The sequence below is a fragment of the Serratia sp. 1D1416 genome (assembly GCF_003641105.1).
Taxonomy (GTDB): Bacteria; Pseudomonadota; Gammaproteobacteria; order Enterobacterales; family Enterobacteriaceae; genus Serratia; species Serratia ficaria.
This window is the reverse complement of record NZ_CP032738.1, coordinates 2,630,227-2,647,744: the sequence shown is the minus strand read 5'-3', so window position 1 is coordinate 2,647,744 and position 17,518 is coordinate 2,630,227. Positions and strand designations below refer to the sequence as shown.

The 17,518-nt window shown below is 59.6% G+C and carries 21 protein-coding genes and 1 other RNA gene; 12 read left to right on the top strand and 10 right to left on the bottom strand.

Features of this window, described 5'->3' with window-relative positions:
- Positions 1-59: 59 nt before the first annotated feature.
- Positions 60-611: an adenine phosphoribosyltransferase gene (gene apt / locus D7I37_RS12575; RefSeq protein WP_061796363.1), complete on the bottom strand. Its 552-nt coding sequence runs from the start codon at positions 609-611 to the stop codon at positions 60-62.
- Between the two features lie 177 nt (positions 612-788).
- Positions 789-1,169, bottom strand: coding sequence for a DUF454 family protein (locus tag D7I37_RS12570; RefSeq protein ID WP_129543743.1), 381 nt, complete (start codon positions 1,167-1,169; stop codon positions 789-791).
- A gap of 151 nt (positions 1,170-1,320) precedes the next feature.
- Here D7I37_RS12570 and priC point away from each other — a divergent pair, with 151 nt between their 5' ends.
- Positions 1,321-1,857 carry a primosomal replication protein PriC gene (gene priC / locus D7I37_RS12565; RefSeq protein ID WP_061796360.1) on the top strand — a complete coding sequence of 179 codons (537 nt, stop codon included), beginning with the start codon at positions 1,321-1,323 and terminating at the stop codon, positions 1,855-1,857.
- Positions 1,858-1,962: 105 nt separating this feature from the next.
- A complete protein-coding gene (rsmS, locus tag D7I37_RS12560; protein ID WP_061796359.1) occupies positions 1,963-2,142 on the top strand; it encodes a pleiotropic regulatory protein RsmS in 180 nt (59 codons plus the stop codon).
- Between the two features lie 99 nt (positions 2,143-2,241).
- Here rsmS and D7I37_RS12555 read toward each other — a convergent pair whose 3' ends face one another.
- Positions 2,242-2,595 (bottom strand): DsrE/DsrF/TusD sulfur relay family protein, encoded by a 354-nt coding sequence (locus tag D7I37_RS12555; protein WP_061796356.1) that lies wholly within the window; start codon positions 2,593-2,595, stop codon positions 2,242-2,244.
- 30 nt (positions 2,596-2,625) lie between these two features.
- Positions 2,626-3,282: a multidrug efflux transporter transcriptional repressor AcrR gene (acrR, locus tag D7I37_RS12550; protein WP_061796354.1), complete on the bottom strand. Its 657-nt coding sequence runs from the start codon at positions 3,280-3,282 to the stop codon at positions 2,626-2,628.
- Positions 3,283-3,424: 142 nt separating this feature from the next.
- On the opposite strand from acrR, the gene sdeX reads away from it, so the two are divergent.
- The 4 genes from sdeX (at position 3,425) to ykgO (ending at position 8,368) form a co-directional block, all read left to right on the top strand.
- Positions 3,425-4,612: a multidrug efflux RND transporter periplasmic adaptor subunit SdeX gene (sdeX, locus tag D7I37_RS12545; RefSeq protein WP_061796351.1), complete on the top strand. Its 1,188-nt coding sequence runs from the start codon at positions 3,425-3,427 to the stop codon at positions 4,610-4,612.
- Between the two features lie 17 nt (positions 4,613-4,629).
- Complete coding sequence (gene sdeY, locus D7I37_RS12540; RefSeq protein ID WP_129543742.1) at positions 4,630-7,776, top strand: multidrug efflux RND transporter permease subunit SdeY; 3,147 nt, start codon at positions 4,630-4,632, stop codon at positions 7,774-7,776.
- 181 nt (positions 7,777-7,957) lie between these two features.
- On the top strand, positions 7,958-8,218 hold the full coding sequence (locus D7I37_RS12535) for a type B 50S ribosomal protein L31 (RefSeq protein WP_095096066.1): 261 nt from the start codon (positions 7,958-7,960) through the stop codon (positions 8,216-8,218).
- A gap of 9 nt (positions 8,219-8,227) precedes the next feature.
- Complete coding sequence (gene ykgO / locus D7I37_RS12530) at positions 8,228-8,368, top strand: type B 50S ribosomal protein L36 (RefSeq protein WP_073970263.1); 141 nt, start codon at positions 8,228-8,230, stop codon at positions 8,366-8,368.
- A gap of 108 nt (positions 8,369-8,476) precedes the next feature.
- Here ykgO and D7I37_RS12525 read toward each other — a convergent pair whose 3' ends face one another.
- From D7I37_RS12525 to D7I37_RS27025, 4 genes are read right to left on the bottom strand one after another with little or no spacing between them, the layout of a single operon-like run.
- On the bottom strand, positions 8,477-9,355 hold the full coding sequence (locus D7I37_RS12525) for a metal ABC transporter substrate-binding protein (protein ID WP_061796346.1): 879 nt from the start codon (positions 9,353-9,355) through the stop codon (positions 8,477-8,479).
- 25 nt (positions 9,356-9,380) lie between these two features.
- Positions 9,381-10,238, bottom strand: coding sequence for a metal ABC transporter permease (locus D7I37_RS12520; protein ID WP_061796344.1), 858 nt, complete (start codon positions 10,236-10,238; stop codon positions 9,381-9,383).
- On the bottom strand, positions 10,235-10,948 hold the full coding sequence (locus D7I37_RS12515; RefSeq protein WP_129543741.1) for a metal ABC transporter ATP-binding protein: 714 nt from the start codon (positions 10,946-10,948) through the stop codon (positions 10,235-10,237). Before D7I37_RS12515 ends, D7I37_RS12520 begins: the two co-directional genes overlap by 4 nt.
- Positions 10,945-11,091: a hypothetical protein gene (locus D7I37_RS27025; protein ID WP_165283095.1), complete on the bottom strand. Its 147-nt coding sequence runs from the start codon at positions 11,089-11,091 to the stop codon at positions 10,945-10,947. Before D7I37_RS27025 ends, D7I37_RS12515 begins: the two co-directional genes overlap by 4 nt.
- A gap of 283 nt (positions 11,092-11,374) precedes the next feature.
- Here D7I37_RS27025 and D7I37_RS12510 point away from each other — a divergent pair, with 283 nt between their 5' ends.
- The 3 genes from D7I37_RS12510 (at position 11,375) to D7I37_RS12500 (ending at position 12,511) form a co-directional block, all read left to right on the top strand.
- Positions 11,375-11,728 carry a hypothetical protein gene (locus tag D7I37_RS12510; RefSeq protein ID WP_061796339.1) on the top strand — a complete coding sequence of 118 codons (354 nt, stop codon included), beginning with the start codon at positions 11,375-11,377 and terminating at the stop codon, positions 11,726-11,728.
- A 159-nt stretch (positions 11,729-11,887) separates the two neighbouring features.
- The gene (gene tomB / locus D7I37_RS12505; protein WP_004940312.1) at positions 11,888-12,256 is read left to right on the top strand and encodes an Hha toxicity modulator TomB; all 369 of its coding nucleotides are present in this window, start codon (positions 11,888-11,890) and stop codon (positions 12,254-12,256) included.
- A gap of 51 nt (positions 12,257-12,307) precedes the next feature.
- Positions 12,308-12,511 carry an HHA domain-containing protein gene (locus D7I37_RS12500; RefSeq protein ID WP_061796337.1) on the top strand — a complete coding sequence of 68 codons (204 nt, stop codon included), beginning with the start codon at positions 12,308-12,310 and terminating at the stop codon, positions 12,509-12,511.
- Positions 12,512-12,590: 79 nt separating this feature from the next.
- Here the strand turns inward: D7I37_RS12500 and D7I37_RS12495 are convergent, their stop codons facing one another.
- Positions 12,591-13,520, bottom strand: a complete 930-nt coding sequence (locus D7I37_RS12495) for a LysR family transcriptional regulator (RefSeq protein ID WP_061796335.1) — start codon at positions 13,518-13,520, stop codon at positions 12,591-12,593.
- Between the two features lie 136 nt (positions 13,521-13,656).
- Here D7I37_RS12495 and D7I37_RS12490 point away from each other — a divergent pair, with 136 nt between their 5' ends.
- Together D7I37_RS12490 and D7I37_RS12485 are read left to right on the top strand one after the other, a co-directional pair.
- The gene (locus D7I37_RS12490; protein WP_129543740.1) at positions 13,657-15,450 is read left to right on the top strand and encodes an adenine deaminase; all 1,794 of its coding nucleotides are present in this window, start codon (positions 13,657-13,659) and stop codon (positions 15,448-15,450) included.
- 25 nt (positions 15,451-15,475) lie between these two features.
- Entirely contained in the window at positions 15,476-16,819 is a 1,344-nt protein-coding gene (locus D7I37_RS12485; protein ID WP_129543739.1) for an NCS2 family permease, read from the top strand.
- Positions 16,820-16,922: 103 nt separating this feature from the next.
- Here the strand turns inward: D7I37_RS12485 and ffs are convergent.
- Positions 16,923-17,019, bottom strand: an RNA gene (ffs, locus tag D7I37_RS12480) — signal recognition particle sRNA small type.
- 156 nt (positions 17,020-17,175) lie between these two features.
- On the opposite strand from ffs, the gene D7I37_RS12475 reads away from it, so the two are divergent.
- Entirely contained in the window at positions 17,176-17,490 is a 315-nt protein-coding gene (locus D7I37_RS12475; protein ID WP_061796310.1) for an MGMT family protein, read from the top strand.
- Positions 17,491-17,518 lie beyond the last annotated feature (28 nt).

Sequence of the window (17,518 nt, the reverse complement as noted above, 5' to 3'; positions counted from 1 at the left end):
ATGCTAACACAGCCCCGCGGCGATCCGCGAGGCCGTTGTGGTAATGCGCTACGGCAGTATCAGTGACCGGCGAAGTCGACCAGGCAGTAGCATTCGATGCCCAGCCGGTTCAAACGCGCTTCACCGCCCAGATCAGGCAGGTTGATAATGAAAGCGGCGTCTTTCACTTCACCGCCCAGACGGCGGATCAGCTTGGTGGTGGCTTCGATGGTGCCGCCGGTGGCCAGCAGATCGTCGACCACCAGCACCTTGTCGCCGGCGACGATGGCGTCGGTGTGGATCTCCAGCCGATCGGTGCCGTATTCCAGCTCATAGCTTTCGCTGAGGGTGGCGCGCGGCAGTTTGCCCGGTTTGCGCACCGGCACAAAGCCGACGCCCAGCGCCAACGCGACGGGCGCGCCGAACAGGAAACCGCGCGCTTCGGTACCCACCACCTTGGTCACGCCCGCTTCGCGATAGCGCTCAACCAGCAGTTCGATGCTGGCGGCGTAAGCCAACGGATTTTCCAGCAGGCTGGTCACGTCGCGGAACAGGATGCCCGGCTTTGGGTAATCCGGGATGGTTTTGATACTGTCTTTAATAAACTGAAGCTGCTGCGCGGTAGCGGTCATAATTGTTGCCTGATAAAACTGCCTGAAAACTGGCGCGCAGGCCGCCCGAAGTCCCGCTTCACCCTCAGGCGAAGTCCGTCAAACTGGAATAAGGGAGGCAACCCGCACACGAAAACGCCCAAATCTATGCAAACTGGCTCAAGAATGCAACTCTCCCCTGCATCTTTTAAGGTACGATCAGCGCCGTTTTTGTTGCGACAGGTCAATAACCGGCAGGCGCAGCATAAAGAGCAGCAAAACGGCCATCATCAGCAACAGCAGCACACGCACCCACCAGATTTTCACCAGCCACAGCGATACCGCAAAGGTCAGTACGATCGCCAGCACCGCCTTCCATTTCGCCCCCGGCGGCAGGGCACGATGCTGCTGCCAGTGGCGCAGGTAAGAACCGAACCAGGAGCGGTACAGCAGCCAATGATGAAACCGCGGCGACGAGCGCGCGAAGCACCAGGCGGCCAGCAGCAAGAACGGCGTGGTCGGCAACAGCGGCAGCACCACGCCCAGCGTCGCCAGCACCACCGACAGCCACCCGAGAATTATCAATAGCCAACGCGTCATGCCCAACCTTTATCCCGCTATCCATTGCCGGCCACTTTACCACCGGCATCCCCCTCGTCACCAGCCGCCGCGGCGGAATATGTGCGCGACGCTTGTTTCACGGCGGGATCGCGGGCAAGCTTAGGCCTGTTAACGTCATGATGGAGCCTATGTGAGCACTCAGCGTCTATTACAGCTGTTGGAACAACAAATTGCGGCCTTGGCCGCCGAGGTGACGCCGCGCGGCGACGCCCCGATCCCGCAGGCGCGCTTCGACGCCGCGCTGTTCGCCAACCGCGGCACGCGGCTGCGCGATTATCTGACCGAGGTGCAAAAGAACTTCGCCCAGCTGCAAACCGCCGCCAACGGCAGCCGCACCAGCCAGGTGGCCTTTTTGGCCGAGAAGCTGGTGGCGCAGATCGCCGCGCTGCAGCGCGAACTGGCGACCCAGGCGCTGCGCCGTAAAAATCAGCCGAAAGAAGCGGTGGCGGTCGATCTGTACCATAAACTGGCCGAGCATCAAGATTATGAACGCCGGCTCATCTCCATGATTCAGGATCGGGAGAGCCTGTTGGGGCGCCAAACCACGCTGGCGGCGCAGCAAAAGCTGCAGCACGAACTGGCGGCGCTGGAGGGCCGGCTGATGCGTTGCCGCCAGGCGTTGGCGCGCATCGAGCGCAGCATCGAACGAAAAGAAAACGGTTTTTGAAGATTTATCACATTATTTTAATGAATATTCCCCACGCTACACCTTGTTCACTATACTCAGCGATGCACGCCTCTATTCATTCATCTCAATACTAATGCGGGTTTTATGTCTCTGGAAAACGCCTCACCGGAATTACAGCTGGCGGTAGATTTGATTTACCTGCTGGAATGCAACGAAATAGATCCGGCCACCGCGCTGGCGGCGCTGGATATCGTCAAACGGGACTATCAGGAAAAGCTGCAGCGCACCGGCGTCACCTCCCCTTACCTGCCAACCGGCCAATAAGCAGGGCCAGCGTCGGCCGCCCCTTGTCGCCCGCGTTTTTTATCCCGCCGACGGGCAACGAACAACCACGCGCTGCCGATGACCGGCCGCCGCAACGCATCAGAAGGTCAGCACTTTCTCCGCCGCCAGCGTCCATTGCGCCAGCTCCACCAGCGTGCCGATGGTGACGCCGTCCGCCAGCGGCAGCCGGCTGACGCCGCGCGCGTCGGCGCAGGTTTTGCACAGTTTGACCGGCACCTGCTGCGCGGTGAGGATTTCGAGCATCTGCTGCAGATGGTAGCCTTCGTGCGGCTGTTGCCCGGCGAGGCCGGCCACCACCGCATCGGACATCAGGAACAGCCGCAGATCGAGCTCTGCCTGCTGCTCTTTCAGCGCGATGGCCAGGCGCAGGGCATTGAACAACGATTCCTGGCCGTAGGCGGCGCCGTTGGCGATCATGACGACTGATGACATGCTGTCTCTCCTTGATGATGAGGTGGCGGGTTAGCCGGCCGTCTGCTCTTCCGGCCGGAGCCGCAGCGTCGGACAAAACTGCAGCATTTCGAGGAAGCTGTCCACCAGCGCGCCGGCTTCAGCCCGCAGGTCAAAGCTTTCGGGCATAAACAGCCAGTTTTCCATCAGGCCGCTGATATAGGCGCGCAGGATCACCGCCGCGCGGCGGGTGTGAAGGTCGACGGGCAGTTGGCCGTGATGCACGCAATTATACAACACCGCCTCGATGCGCTCGTAGCCGGCAAGGTACAGCACTTTTCGCGAGTCCAGCAGCGGCATCATTTCGCCAACAAATTCACATTTGTGGAATATAATTTCCATCAAGGCTCTGCGGCGCGCGTCTTCAACCGTAGACGTCAGAATGTAAATCAGAATTTCTCTGATAACGCGCAGTGGATTATCCGGGTACTTTGCCTGATACTCTGTTTCGAGTTCGTCTATTTTCGGCTCTGTAGATTCCCAAACTTCATTAAACAGGTCTACCTTATTCTTGAAGTGCCAGTAAATTGCACCACGCGTAACCCCGGCAGCGGTGGCAATATCTGTCAGTGACGTTGCAGAAACGCCACGCTCAGAGAATTCTCTCACCGCAGCATCAAGAATATGCTGTCGAGTTTCTTGCGCCTGCTGTTTGGTTTTTCGTGCCATGACGTCGTCATTTAGGGGGAGTGTGATTTACATACATTCGCGAATGTATGTACCATAGCACGCACATATAATTAACGCAGCAATGGGTTTTAAAGCTTGTGATCCATTGATCATTTTGAAATCGGACACTTGAGGTTTTTCTATGAACAAAAACAGAGGGTTAACGCCTCTGGCGGCAGTTCTGATGCTTTCAGGCAGCTTAGTGCTAACAGGATGTAACGATAAAGAAACCCAACAGCAAGGCGCCCAACAACCGGCTCCCGAAGTGGGCGTAGTGACCTTGAAGGCAGAGCCCCTCAACATTACTACCGATCTTCCTGGCCGTACTGCTGCGTATCGTATCGCCGAAGTTCGCCCTCAGGTCAGCGGCATCATCCTGAAGCGCAACTTCGTTGAAGGTAGCGACATCAAAGCCGGCACTTCCCTGTATCAAATCGATCCTGCCACCTATCAGGCCACCTACGACAGCGCCAAAGGCGACCTGGCCAAGGCGCAGGCCAGCGCGTCGATCGCGCGTACCACGGTGAACCGCTACAAGCCGTTGCTGGGCACCAGCTACATCAGCAAACAGGATTACGATACCGCCGTGTCCAACCTGCAGCAGGCTGACGCCGCCGTAGTGGCCGCGAAAGCCGCGGTGGAAACCGCGCGCATCAACCTGGCCTACACCAAGGTGACCTCCCCGATCTCCGGCCGCATCGGCAAATCCGCCGTGACCGAAGGCGCGCTGGTCAGCAACGGCCAGACCACCGCGCTGTCGACCGTGCAGCAGCTGGATCCGATGTACGTCGACGTGACCCAATCGAGCAACGATTTCCTGCGCCTGAAGCAGGAACTGGCCAGCGGCTCCCTGAAACAGGAAAACGGCAAGGCCAAGGTGAAACTGCTGCTGGAGAACGGTGCGGAGTATGCGCAGGAAGGCACGCTGGAATTCTCTGACGTCACCGTCGACGAGACCACCGGCTCCATCACCATCCGCGCCTTGTTCCCTAACCCGAACGATACGCTGCTGCCGGGCATGTTCGTACGCGCCCGCCTGGACGAAGGCGTGCGCAGCGATGCGCTGCTGGTGCCGCAGCAGGGCGTGACGCGCAACCCGCGCGGCGAAGCGACCGCCATGGTGGTGGGTGCAGACGATAAGGTCGAACTGCGCACGCTGAAGGCGGATCAGGCAATTGGCGACAAATGGCTGGTAACCGACGGCCTGAAAGCCGGCGACCGCGTGATTGTCACCGGCCTGATGAAGGTTCGCCCGGGCGCCCAGGTAAAAGCGCAGGAAGTTGACACTCAGGCGCAAAAACAGCCGCAGGCTGAAGCGCAGAAGTCATAAAAAGGAGCCGGTAATACATGGCTAAGTTCTTTATAGATCGCCCGATTTTCGCCTGGGTAATCGCCATCATCGTCATGTTGGCGGGGGTGCTTGCAATAATGAAACTGCCGATCGCGCAGTATCCCACTATTGCACCACCGGCGGTGAGTATTTCCGCCACCTACCCGGGCGCAGATGCCACGACGGTGCAGGACACCGTGACGCAGATTATCGAACAGAACATGAACGGTATCGATAATCTGATGTACATGTCCTCCACCAGTGATTCCTCTGGTAGCGTCACCATTACCCTGACGTTTGACTCCGGCACCGATCCTGACATCGCGCAGGTGCAGGTCCAGAACAAACTGTCGTTGGCCACCCCGCTGTTGCCGCAGGAAGTGCAGCAACAGGGCCTGAAAGTAGAAAAATCCAGCAGCAGCTTCCTGATGGTGGCCGGCTTCGTTTCCGACGATCCGAGCATGACTCAGGATGACATTGCGGACTACGTGGCCTCCAACATCAAGGATCCCATCAGCCGTTCGTCCGGCGTGGGTGAAGTGCAGCTGTTCGGCGCCCAGTACGCCATGCGCATCTGGCTGGACCCGAACAAGCTGAATAACTTCCAGCTGACCACCACCGACGTGACCTCGGCCATCACCGAGCAGAACAACCAGATCGCCGCAGGGCAGCTGGGCGGCATGCCGCCGGTGCCGGGGCAGCAGCTTAACGCCTCGATCATCGCGCAGACCCGCCTGACCTCGCCGGAAGAGTTCGGCAAGATCCTGCTGAAGGTGAACGCCGACGGTTCTCAGGTTCGCCTGCGTGACGTGGCGCGCATTGAGCGCGGCGGTGAAAGCTATGCCGTAACCGCGCGTTACAACGGCAAACCGGCTGCCGGCCTGGGTATCAAACTGGCCACCGGCGCCAACGCCCTGAACACCGCCCAAGGTGTGAAAGACGCGCTGACCAAGATGCAACCTTTCTTCCCGCAGGGGATGAAAGTGGTTTATCCGTACGACACTACGCCGTTCGTTAAAATCTCCATCAACGAAGTAGTGAAAACGCTGATCGAAGCCATCATCCTGGTGTTCCTGGTGATGTATCTGTTCCTGCAGAACTTCCGCGCCACGCTGATCCCGACCATCGCGGTGCCGGTGGTGCTGCTGGGGACCTTTGCGATCCTGGCGGCGTTCGGCTTCTCGATAAACACCCTGACGATGTTCGGCATGGTGCTGGCGATAGGCCTGTTGGTGGACGACGCCATCGTGGTGGTGGAAAACGTCGAGCGCGTGATGTCCGAAGAGGGGCTGCCGCCGAAAGAAGCCACCCGCAAATCGATGGGCCAGATCCAGGGCGCGCTGGTGGGCATCGCCATGGTGCTGTCGGCGGTATTTATCCCGATGGCGTTCTTCGGCGGCTCCACCGGCGCCATCTACCGTCAGTTCTCGATCACCATCGTTTCCGCGATGGCGCTGTCGGTGCTGGTGGCGATGATCCTGACGCCGGCGCTGTGCGCCACCATGCTGAAACCTATCCCGAAAGGCGACCACGGGGTTAAAACCGGCTTCTTCGGCTGGTTCAACCGCATGTTCGAAAAGAGCACCCACCACTACACCGACAGCGTGGGCAGCATTCTGCGCAGCACCGGCCGTTATCTGGTGATCTACCTGCTGATCGTGGTTGGCATGGGGCTGCTGTTCCTGCGCCTGCCTTCCTCGTTCCTGCCGGACGAAGACCAGGGCATCCTGCTGACCATGGTGCAGCTGCCTGCCGGCGCCACCGAGGCCCGTACCTCCAAGGTGCTGGAAGAAGTCACCGACTACTTCCTGACCAAGGAAAAGGACAACGTGGTGTCGGTGTTTACCGTCGCGGGCTTCGGCTTCAACGGTAACGGCCAGAACAACGGTCTGTCGTTCGTCAGCCTGAAAGACTGGTCCGAACGTAGCGGTGAACAAAATAAAGTGCCGGCGATTGCCGGGCGTGCGATGGGCGCTTTCTCGCAGATCAAAGACGGCCTGGTGTTCCCGTTCAACCTGCCGGCGATTATCGAGCTCGGCACCGCGACCGGTTTCGACTTCCAGCTGATCGACCAGGGCGGCCTGGGGCACGAGAAACTGACCGAAGCGCGTAACCAGCTGTTGGGCATGGCCGCTCAGCATCCGGACGTGCTGGTGGGCATGCGTCCCAACGGCCTGGAAGATACGCCGCAGTTCAAACTGATCATCGATCAGGAAAAAGCCAAGGCGCTGGGCGTGAGCATCACCACCATCAACAGTACGCTGACCACCGCGCTGGGCGGTTCGTACGTCAACGACTTCATCGACCGCGGCCGCGTGAAGAAGGTGTACGTACAGTCCGACGCGCCGTTCCGTATGTTGCCGGAAGACATCAACAAGTGGTTTGTCCGCGGCACCAGCGGCCAGATGGTTCCTTTCTCCGCCTTCTCGTCGGCGAAATGGGAATACGGCTCGCCGCGTCTGGAACGCTATAACGGTCTGCCTTCGATGGAGATCCTGGGCCAGGCGGCACCGGGCAAGAGTACCGGTGAAGCGATGAGCCTGATGGAAGAGCTGTCGTCCAAACTGCCAAGCGGCATCGGCTACGACTGGACCGGCATGTCCTATCAGGAACGTTTGTCCGGCAACCAGGCCCCTGCCCTGTACGCCATCTCGATTCTGGTGGTGTTCCTGTGTCTGGCGGCGCTGTATGAAAGCTGGTCGATTCCGTTCTCGGTCATGCTGGTGCTGCCGCTGGGGGTAATCGGCGCGTTGCTGGCGGCCACCATGCGCGGCATGAACAACGACGTTTACTTCCAGGTGGGGCTGTTGACCACCATCGGCCTGTCGGCGAAGAACGCCATCCTGATCGTGGAATTCGCCAAGGATCTGATGGAGAAAGAAGGCAAAGGTCTGATCGAGGCGACGCTGGAAGCGGTGCGCATGCGTCTGCGCCCCATCCTGATGACCTCGCTGGCGTTCATCCTCGGGGTACTGCCGCTGGTTATCAGCAGCGGCGCGGGCTCCGGCGCGCAAAACGCGGTAGGTACCGGCGTAATGGGCGGGATGATTACCGCCACCGTGCTGGCTATCTTCTTCGTACCGGTGTTCTTCGTGGTGGTTCGCCGCCGCTTCAGCAAGAAGTCTGAAGACCTGGAACACAGCCATCCGGTTGACCATCACTGATAGTGCGATGGATCTCATCCGCTAATAAAAAGGCCGCTTATGCGGCCTTTTTCTTTGGTGTCTTTCCCGCTTGATGCAAACCGCTCTCATTAATTCGCCCGCATATGCATTTTATTCTTGATCCCGCGACGGAGGCGGCGCATAATTATTGTTATAGTATAACATTACATTGGAGTGCATCATGAAAGCAGGCATCCATCCTGACTACCGAACCGTGGTGTTTCACGACCTGAGCGCCGACGCCTATTTCAAGGTGGGATCGACCATCAAAACCGATCGCACCATCGAGCTGGACGGCGAAAGCTGGCCGTATGTCACCCTCGATATCTCTTCCGCTTCGCATCCGTATTACACCGGCAAGCAGAAAGAGTTCTCCAAAGAAGGCAGCACCGCGCGCTTCCAGCAGCGTTTTGGCCGCTTTCTCGGCGCCAAGAAGTCATAAGGGATCACTATGCAGGTTTTGAGTTCATTGCGTTCGGCGAAGAATCGCCATCCTGATTGCAAAGTCGTGCGCCGTAAAGGCCGCATCTATGTGATCTGTAAAAGCAACCCGCGCTTTAAGGCGGTACAGGGACGTAAGAAAAAGCGTTAACCCCGAGATGTCATCTGTCGCAAAGCCCCGTTGCTGCTCAACGGGGTTTTTTTTATGGAGAAAACGAAACCTCGTTCATCGCCCCGCCGCGGCGGCGGGGCATATCACTTATTTCATGCTGCCGAGCAGCGTATCGACATTGTGCCGGAACGCCTGCACATAGGTAGCCGCCGGGCCATCGGCTTTGGACAAGGCCTCCGGATACAGCTCCCCGCCGGCCTTGGCGCCGGTGGCCGCCGCAATCTGCTTCACCAGGCGCGGGTCGGTTTGGTTCTCGATAAAGTAGGCGTTAACCCGTTCCTGCTTGATCTGTTTGATCAGGCCCGCCACGTCGCTGGCGCTGGCTTCGGCCTCGGTAGAGAAACCGACCGGGGCAAGGAAGGTGACGCCATATTCTTGCCCAAAATAACCAAAAGCGTCATGACTGGTCAGCACCTTGCGCTTCTGCTGCGGCACTGCGGCAAACTGCGTTTTGGCCCACAGATCCAACTTTTGCAGCTGCTGGATATAGTCCGCGCCGCGCTGGCGGAAATAGTTGGCGTCTTGCGGATCGGCGGCGATCAACGCATTCATCACGTTGGTGGCGTACTGCACGCCGTTTTTCATGCTGTTCCAGGCGTGAGGATCGGTGACCTGCTTGCCCTCTTCCTCCATCTGCCGTGAGTCAATGCCCTGCGACGCGGTGACCACCGGCCCCCGGTAACCCGAGGCGCTGACCAGGCGATCGATCCAGCCTTCCAATCCCAGGCCGCTGACGAACACCACGTCGGCCTGGGACAGCAGCTTGCTGTCTTTCGGTGAGGGTTCAAAACCGTGCGGATCGCCGTCCGGCCCCACCAGCGTGCTGACGTTGACGTGCTCTCCCCCCACCTGCTTGACGATATCGCCGAGGATGGAAAAGCTGGCGACGGCGTCGACGGTCTTCGCCATCGCCAATGGGCTGGACAGCAGAGCAGCGACCGCCAGCGATATAGGTAAACGTTTCATATTTTCTCCTTGCAGATAGCACTTCTCAACGGCGCGCGAGCGAATAGATCCCGCCGCGCGTCCCAAACAGAATCGAAACAAAAAAGATCGCGCTGGCGCTGAGCACGATCGCCGGGCCGGCAGGCAGCGAGGCGTAATACGACCATTCCAGCCCAATCAGGCTGGCCAGCATGCCGATCCCCATCGCCACCGCCAGCATCTGCGGCAGGTTACGCGCCCAGAAGCGCGCGCCGGCGGCCGGCAGCATCATCAGCCCGACCGACATCAGAGTGCCGAGGATCTGAAACCCCGCCACCAGATTGATCACCACCAGCGCCAGAAACAGCCCGTGGATCAGCGCCAGCCGGCGCGGCGCGCTGACGCGCAAAAAGATGGCGTCGAACGATTCGATAACCAGCGCGCGATACAGCGCCGCCAGCGCCAGCAGCGAAAAGCTGGCTATCGCGCCGACCATCAGGATGGCCCGAGTGTCTACCGCCAGAATCGAGCCAAACAGCACGTGCAGCAGATCGACGCTGGAGCCGCGCAGCGACACCAGCGTCACCCCCAGCGCCAGCGAACCGAGGTAGAAACCGGCGAAGCTGGCATCCTCCTTTAACGGCGTGCGGCGGCTGACCAGCCCCGACAGCATCGCCACCGCCAACCCGGCGATAAACCCGCCGACGCCCATCGCGACCAGCGACATGCCGGAAATCAGATAACCGATAGCCGCGCCGGGCAGCACCGCGTGGGACAGCGCATCGCCGACCAGGCTCATGCGCCGCAGCAGCAGGAAAACGCCCAGCGGCGCCGCGCTGAGCGACAGCGCCAGGCAGGCCACCAGCGCGCGGCGCATAAAGCCGAAAGAGGCGAAAGGATCGAGCAACAGATGCAACAGCGTCATGGCGCCACCGCCTTCACGCACTGCGACGGGGTGGCGACGTTCAGCGCCGGAATATGCTCCAGCACCCGATCGGCCTCCCCCCAGTGGCAGCATTGCGGGGTCAGCAGCAGCGCCTGCGGGAAGTGAGTGGCCACCATCGCCATGTCGTGCAGCACGGCGATCAGCGTGCGCCCCTGCCGATGCAGCTGCGCAATCACCTGCAGCAACAGCCTAGTGGTGGCGCCGTCGATGCCGGTAAAAGGTTCGTCCAGCAGGATCAGCGGCGCCTGTTGTACCAGCAGGCGTGCGAACAGCACCCGCTGCAGCTGACCGCCGGACAGCTCGCCGACCGGGCGGCGCGCCATCGCCGCCATGCCGACGCTTTCCAGCGCTTCGGCTATCCGCTGCGCCGCGCCTTTGCTCAAGCCGCCGAACATGCCGCTCTGCGGCCAGTTGCCCATCGCCACCAAATCGCTGACCAGGATAGGAAACTGGCGATCGAGCTCCGCCTGCTGCGGCAGATAGGCCATGCGCGGCGGCGCGTCGCCGCTGAAATGCAGGCTGCCGCCCTGCAGCGGCTGCAATCCGGCCAGCGTCTTCAGCAATGTCGATTTTCCGGCGCCGTTCACGCCGACCACCGCCGTCAGCGAACCGGCACTGAAATGGCCGCTGAGCGGCGGGAACAGCGGCGCGGCGCCATAGCCGATCTCGGCCTGCTGCAAAGCGATCATGGCAGCGATACCGCCCAGTGAATGCCCAGCCACAGCAGAAGCAGTAGCCCGGCGGCGATGCCGCAGCGCGCCGCCGCCGAGGCGGTGAACAGCGAATTCAGCGACGGCGCGCCGCCATCTCGTGGTGTAGGTGTCAATTTCATGGCCAATGCGGAAGGATTTAAGTGTTACAATATAACATCACAATCATGATATCGACTCAAGTCATTCCCCGGCAATAATGCAACCGAACGTAACAGCGGCGGGCTGCGCCCACCCGGGCGCACCCAGCGCACCTCGCCGTATATACCGAATGAAATCAGGGTTAATCTCGCGTATTGGAAATGTTGGCTTAGGGTAAAACAATGTCTGTAAAGTGAAAATTTCAGCGGCTCAGGGCAAAAAGGAGTAAGATAATCAGATAAATTTCTTTCAGGCCCGTCATTAATGCGCATAACCCTAGCCTGCGATCTGAAAATCAACGCACTTTCTGTTAAAGAATTAAAGAAAGTGATTAATGATAAAATATCCGAGTTAGTGCCGGCGCTAACCAGCGGGCTGAGTTTTTATTCCGAGAGCGCGCGCTACGCAGAAGATTCATTAGAAATACTTGATATAGAAAATGCAGGCAATGGCGATTATTCAATGAGTTATCGCTATAAGTGGACCCTTTTCAACGCCTGTCTGGATATCAACGCCGAGGAATTCATCAGCGACAGCGTCAGGTTCAGCGTGACGGAACGGGGAGTCGTCTTCGACATCATTGATAACTCACGCCCATCGACCGCAGATGAATTGTAAGTTTACGTAATAACAGCAGGTCAAATGCGAAAAAATGATTTATATTCATTATACGGTAAGTTTATTTAGTCACCGTTAAGCTGCCTCCGTCCATGATGTAAATCAGCTTACTCACATAGTGTTATCAACACCGAAATTAAGTCTTACGGAGGGGATGATATGGATGAGTATTCGCCTAAGCGGCATGATATTGCTCAACTCAAATTCTTGTGCGAAAATTTGTATGATGAAGGCATCGCAACCCTGGGAGACAGCCACCACGGTTGGGTGAACGATCCAACGTCTTCCGTCAACCTCCAGCTTAATGAGTTGATTGAACATATTGCTTCGTTTGTGATGAGTTATAAAATTAAATACATGGACGAATCAGATCTGTCGGAGTTAGTCGAAGAATATCTCGACGATACCTATACGTTGTTTAGCAGCTACGGTATCAATGACTCCGACCTTCGCCGCTGGCAAAAAACCAAGGCGAGATTATTCAGAATGTTCTCAGGAGAGGACATCTGTACGACAATGAAAACTTAGGGGATAATTATTCCCCAACTTATTTTACGGTTTATAAGATTAAAGGCCATCATGACAAAAATCGACTATCTGATGCGTTTACGTAAATGCACCACGATTGACACGCTTGAACGTGTTATTGAGAAAAATAAGTATGAACTTTCCGATGATGAGCTGGAGCTGTTTTACTCCGCCGCCGATCACCGCCTGGCAGAGCTCACCATGAACAAACTGTACGATAAAATCCCCACCGCCGTTTGGAAGTATGTACGTTAATCCGGGCAGCAACGCGTTGAGCCGATGCTTTTGTCGGCTTCAATGCCAGCGTTAATTTAGTCTTTATCCTATTGACTTGTTAAGCTTTCATCTTCCGCTGGAAATCCTGCAATAATAACTGGAAACAATCCTCTATTAATGGCGAGCGACTTTGGGTTGCGCTGCGCATTAATGCAATAGTGCGGCTAAGTAAGGGTTGCTGCAGGTGAACGACGGTTAATTCATCATCCTGAAGATGCGTCGTATAAAGCTGAGGCAAAATAGCCACGGCTAAATTTGAACGCACTAATCCATATAACGTCTCAAGAAAGTCCACCTGGTAAGACGCCGTTAAATTCAGGCGATGGCTTTCCGCCAGCGCCGACACCAACCGGCTGATATTCCCCTTGGAAAAAACGGCGATATTACGCCGAGCAAGCTGCCGCCAGGGTAAATGATGCGATTCCGCCAGAGGATCGTCGCGCCGCATAATCACCACGAAAGGATCTTCCTGCAGCGGATGAATTTCCAACGAATCCGGCACCGAGCTGTCGAGCGCGCCAAAGCCAAAATCAATCAGGCCGTTCTCCAGCTGTAACAGCAGCGAGTCGTTGGTCTGATCGTGAAATTCGATGCGCAGCCGGGGAAAATGCGCCGCCAGCCGCTGCGGCACCGCAGGAAAAAGCAGGCTGCCGACCGAAGGCACCAGCCCGATGCGCAAGGTGCCGTCACCGCCCGCCAGCATGATGCGCTGCATATCGTCAAACGCGCCCTGCGCCACGTTCAGCAGGCGTTCGGCATGCGGCAAAATCGCCGCCCCCAGCTCGGTCAGCGTCACCGCCGAGGCGGTGCGGTTCACCAGCTTGCCCCCCAGCACCGATTCGATCTGCCGCAGCGCGCTGCTCAGCGCCGGCTGGCTGATCGCCAAACGGTTGGCGGTATCGGTAAAATGCCGCAGTTGCGCCAGCGTCACGAAATATTGGATCTGTTTCAGAGAGAGCGCGGGCAGCCGGCGCCAGGGTTCAGACATATCAGCCTTCCGTCAGCTGTCGGGGAAACGTTTGCCACAGCATAAACGTTTCTTATCACGCAATAAATTAAATCATCTGGGCAAAGCCCGGCCTCCCGCCTAGAGTAACTTCCCTGTCATTATGCAGGTAAATACCATGACCCCTTATTCCCTCAGCGCCGGCGAACGCCAGCGCGCCGTGCAGGCCGCCCTGGGCCAAACGCCTTACGACCTGTTACTGACCAACGCGGCAGTGATCGACATGGCGACCGGTGAAATTCGCCCGGCGGACGTCGGCATCGTCGGCTCGCTGATTGCCAGCGTTCATCCCTGCGGCACTGCGGCAGAGGCCGCGGAAACGCAAGATCTGGCCGGCGCCTACCTCAGCCCCGGCTTGATCGACACCCACGTGCACCTGGAGAGCTCGCATTTGCCGCCGGAGCGCTACGCCGAGATCGTGGTCGCCCAGGGCACCACCACCGTCTTCTGGGATCCGCATGAGCTGGCCAACGTGCTCGGCGTCGCCGGCGTGCGTTACGCCATCGACGCCAGCCGCGGCCTGCCGCTGCGGGTCATCTGCGCCGCGCCGTCCAGCGTGCCCTCCACGCCCGGCCTGGAGATGTCCGGCGCCGACTTCGGCGGCCAGGAAATGGCCACCATGCTGGCCTGGCCGGAAGTGGCCGGCGTCGCCGAAGTGATGGACATGCACGGCGTACTCAACGGCAGCGAACGCATGCTGGAAATTCTCAACGCCGGCCTCGACAGCGGCAAGCTGATCGAAGGCCACGCCCGCGGGCTCAGCGGCGCCCAGCTGCAGGCTTACCTGGCGGCCGGCGTCACCTCGGATCACGAATTGACTTCCGCAGCCGATGCGCTGGAGAAGCTGCGCGCCGGCCTGACGCTTGAGATCCGCGGCTCCCATCCTTACCTGTTGCCGGAGATTGTTGCGGCGCTGCTGACGCTGCCGCATCTGTCTTCGCAAATCACCCTGTGCACCGACGACGTGCCGCCGGACATCCTGTTGGAGAAAGGCGGCGTCATCGCCCTGCTCAACCTGCTGATTGAGCAGGGTCTACCGGCGACCGATGCGCTGCGGATGGCGACGCTCAATGCCGCAATCCGCCTGCAACGCAACGATTTGGGGCTGGTTGCCGCCGGGCGCACCGCCGATCTGGTGGTGTTCGATTCGCTGTCTCGGCTTCAGGCACGGGCGGTCTACGTGGCGGGAAAACTGACGGCGCGACGCCATAAATTGCTGGCGCCGCTCGGCGCCAATCCGGCAGTGAAGGCGCCGCGCGATACGCTGCGCTTGCCGCCGCTGGCCGCCGCAGACTTCGCGCCGAAGGTGCCGGGCATTCGCCACGGCCAGGCCAGGCTGCGCAATATCAAAGGCGCGCGCTTCACCCAATGGAGCGAAGTCACGGTCGAGGTGCGCGAAGGTGAAGTGCAGGTCCCGCCGGGTTTCAGCCTGATCTGGGTACAGCACCGCCATGGCCGCCATCCGGCCAAGCCACAGCTGGCGTTGCTGGAAGGCTGGGGAGAACTGCGCGGCGCCATCGCCACCAGTTATTCGCATGACTCGCACAATTTGGTGGTGCTGGGGCGCGATGCCGCCGATATGGCGCTGGCCGCCAATGCCCTGATCGCCAGCGGCGGCGGCATGGCTCTCAGCCAACGCGGCGCGCTGCTGGCGCAGGTGGCGATGCCGATCGCCGGCATGCTGTCCGACCTGCCCGCCGCTGAACTGGCGCAGCAATTTAAAAACCTGCGTGAACTCAGCGCGCAGGTTGCCGACTGGGAACCGCCCTACCGCGTTTTCAAGGCGATAGAGGGCACCTGCCTGGCATGCAACGCCGGGCCGCACCTGACCGATCTCGGCCTGACCGACGGCGCGACGCGCCAGATTGTCGAGCCGCTGATCGCCTGCTGGGAAACGCCGGCACAACCATAAGACTGCACGGGGAGATGCCGACGAAATGGCGGATAATTCAGTAAATGCTCCAACAGCGGGGAGCTGGCTGCAGCGGCGTTTTCAACTGCGCGCGCGGCAAAGCAGTGTCAGAACCGAATGCCTGGCCGGGGTAACCGGCTTTCTGGCCGCCGCCTATCTGCTGGTGGTTATTCCCGGCCTGCTGGCGGTAGGCGGCATGGACAAGGGCGCGGCGACCACCGGCACCATTCTGGTGTTTGTGGTCGGCACGCTGCTGATGGCGTTTTACGGCAACCTGCCGTTCATCGTCGGGCCCGGCATCGGCGGTTCGGTGCTGGTCGGGGTGACGCTGGCGGGCAGCGAGGGCGTCAGCTGGCAAATTGGCCTTGGCATCGCCTGCTGGTCCGGCATTTTGTTCTTTGCGCTGACCCGGCTCGGGCTGCGCGAGGTGGTGACCCGCTCGGTGCCGCAGTCGATCAAGCTGGGGCTGACCGCGTCGATCGGGCTGTTCGTGGCGATGCTCGGCTTCCGCAACGCCGGCCTGGTGCTGGCCAACGCCAGGTCGAACGCGCTGATGCTGGGGGACTTCACCGCCCCCGGCGCGCTGATCGCCCTGTGCGGCCTGTTCCTGGCGATCGCGCTGCAGGCCCGGCGCATACCGGGCGCTATCCTGTGGGCAATTCTGTTCGCCACGCTGGTCGGCATTCCGTTCGGCGTTACCCGCCTGCCGGACAGCCCGATCGCGATGCCGCATTCGCTGGCGCCGGTGCTCGGCCAGGTCGATATGATCGGCGCGCTGAATATCGTCTTTTTGCCCTACCTGTTTGTGTTTTTCGCCTCGGAATTTTTCTCCACCATGGGCACCACCCTGGCGGTGGGCGGCGAAGCCGGGCTGTTGGACGAACACGGCAATATGCCGCACATCAACCGGCCCTTTATGGTGGATTCCATCGCCGCGGCGCTTGGCCCCTGGGTCGGCATTCCCGCCGCCACCGCGCTGATCGAATCTTCCGCGGCGGCCGAAGCCGGCGGCAAAACCGGCCTGACGGCGTTAGCGGCGGCGATGATGTTCCTGCTGATGCTGCTGTTTACCCCGATAGCCCTGATGATCCCGAAAGAGGCCACCGCGCCGGCGTTGATCCTGATCGGCCTGAACATGTTCAGCGGGCTGCGCAAGGTCGATTTGGCCAGCTTCACCGACGGGCTGCCGGTATTGATGATGGTGATGATCACGTTGATCGCCAACAGTTTCGGTACAGGTATCGCCGGCGGGTTGCTGTTCTATATCGTCATCAAGGCGATCGCCGGCAAATGGCGGGAAGTGCCGTTTGGGCTCTATCTGCTGGCAATACCGCTGGCCTATTACTTCGCCACGCTGGTAAGGCACTGATCGATGTGCGGCGCCGGGCATGGTGCGCCCCGATAGCCAGTGGCCGATTGACGGTTCGACAGTAAAAACGGGGGAAAAATGACGGGGCCGAAATTGGTGGAGGCCCTGCCAGCTACATCCCGGCACACACGTCACCTGCTGCGGCTGCTTCCTTCCGGATCTGACCGAGTTCACAAGTTAGTGTTGCGGGAGAACCAACAGGGCCCCCATTGACGGCTTCTGTACTTCGAAGCGGGGGGCATTATCGGCGATGGCCCGCCAAATAGCAAGCCAGCCCGGTCCAACCGCTGTTTTCTTACCCACCTCGCCTGTGGCACACTCTCTGGCTGGGGTTTTATTCGCGCAGGAAGAGAGAAATGGAACCAGAAGACGCCTCCTTCAGCCAACGCGTATTTCACGTGGTGGCCGCCATTCCTTACGGCAAAGTCACGACCTATGGCGAAGTGGCGCAGCTGGCGGGTTCGCCGCGCGCCGCGCGCCAGGTCGGCGGCGTATTGCGGCGTTTGCCCGAAGGCAGCACCCTGCCCTGGCACCGGGTGATTAATCGCCATGGGCAAATCTCGCAGCAGGGTGAAGACTTTCAGCGCCAGCGGCAGGCGCTGCTGGCGGAGGGGATCATTTTCGGGCCGCACAGCACGGTGGACCTTCAGCGGTACGGCTGGCGCGGATAAAACAAAACAGCCTTTGGCCGAAGCGCAA

Excerpts from the sequence above, each read along its gene's own strand:
- apt (WP_061796363.1), bottom strand. The coding sequence starts at position 611 with ATGACCGCTACCGCGCAGCAGCTTCAGTTTATTAAAGACAGTATCAAA.
- D7I37_RS12570 (WP_129543743.1), bottom strand. The coding sequence starts at position 1,169 with ATGACGCGTTGGCTATTGATAATTCTCGGGTGGCTGTCGGTGGTGCTG.
- rsmS (WP_061796359.1), top strand. The coding sequence starts at position 1,963 with ATGTCTCTGGAAAACGCCTCACCGGAATTACAGCTGGCGGTAGATTTG.
- D7I37_RS12555 (WP_061796356.1), bottom strand. The coding sequence starts at position 2,595 with ATGTCATCAGTCGTCATGATCGCCAACGGCGCCGCCTACGGCCAGGAA.
- acrR (WP_061796354.1), bottom strand. The coding sequence starts at position 3,282 with ATGGCACGAAAAACCAAACAGCAGGCGCAAGAAACTCGACAGCATATT.
- sdeX (WP_061796351.1), top strand. The coding sequence starts at position 3,425 with ATGAACAAAAACAGAGGGTTAACGCCTCTGGCGGCAGTTCTGATGCTT.
- sdeY (WP_129543742.1), top strand. The coding sequence starts at position 4,630 with ATGGCTAAGTTCTTTATAGATCGCCCGATTTTCGCCTGGGTAATCGCC.
- D7I37_RS12535 (WP_095096066.1), top strand. The coding sequence starts at position 7,958 with ATGAAAGCAGGCATCCATCCTGACTACCGAACCGTGGTGTTTCACGAC.
- ykgO (WP_073970263.1), top strand. The coding sequence starts at position 8,228 with ATGCAGGTTTTGAGTTCATTGCGTTCGGCGAAGAATCGCCATCCTGAT.
- D7I37_RS12525 (WP_061796346.1), bottom strand. The coding sequence starts at position 9,355 with ATGAAACGTTTACCTATATCGCTGGCGGTCGCTGCTCTGCTGTCCAGC.
- D7I37_RS12520 (WP_061796344.1), bottom strand. The coding sequence starts at position 10,238 with ATGACGCTGTTGCATCTGTTGCTCGATCCTTTCGCCTCTTTCGGCTTT.
- D7I37_RS12515 (WP_129543741.1), bottom strand. The coding sequence starts at position 10,948 with ATGATCGCTTTGCAGCAGGCCGAGATCGGCTATGGCGCCGCGCCGCTG.
- D7I37_RS27025 (WP_165283095.1), bottom strand. The coding sequence starts at position 11,091 with ATGAAATTGACACCTACACCACGAGATGGCGGCGCGCCGTCGCTGAAT.
- D7I37_RS12510 (WP_061796339.1), top strand. The coding sequence starts at position 11,375 with ATGCGCATAACCCTAGCCTGCGATCTGAAAATCAACGCACTTTCTGTT.
- tomB (WP_004940312.1), top strand. The coding sequence starts at position 11,888 with ATGGATGAGTATTCGCCTAAGCGGCATGATATTGCTCAACTCAAATTC.
- D7I37_RS12500 (WP_061796337.1), top strand. The coding sequence starts at position 12,308 with ATGACAAAAATCGACTATCTGATGCGTTTACGTAAATGCACCACGATT.
- D7I37_RS12495 (WP_061796335.1), bottom strand. The coding sequence starts at position 13,520 with ATGTCTGAACCCTGGCGCCGGCTGCCCGCGCTCTCTCTGAAACAGATC.
- D7I37_RS12490 (WP_129543740.1), top strand. The coding sequence starts at position 13,657 with ATGACCCCTTATTCCCTCAGCGCCGGCGAACGCCAGCGCGCCGTGCAG.
- D7I37_RS12485 (WP_129543739.1), top strand. The coding sequence starts at position 15,476 with ATGGCGGATAATTCAGTAAATGCTCCAACAGCGGGGAGCTGGCTGCAG.
- D7I37_RS12475 (WP_061796310.1), top strand. The coding sequence starts at position 17,176 with ATGGAACCAGAAGACGCCTCCTTCAGCCAACGCGTATTTCACGTGGTG.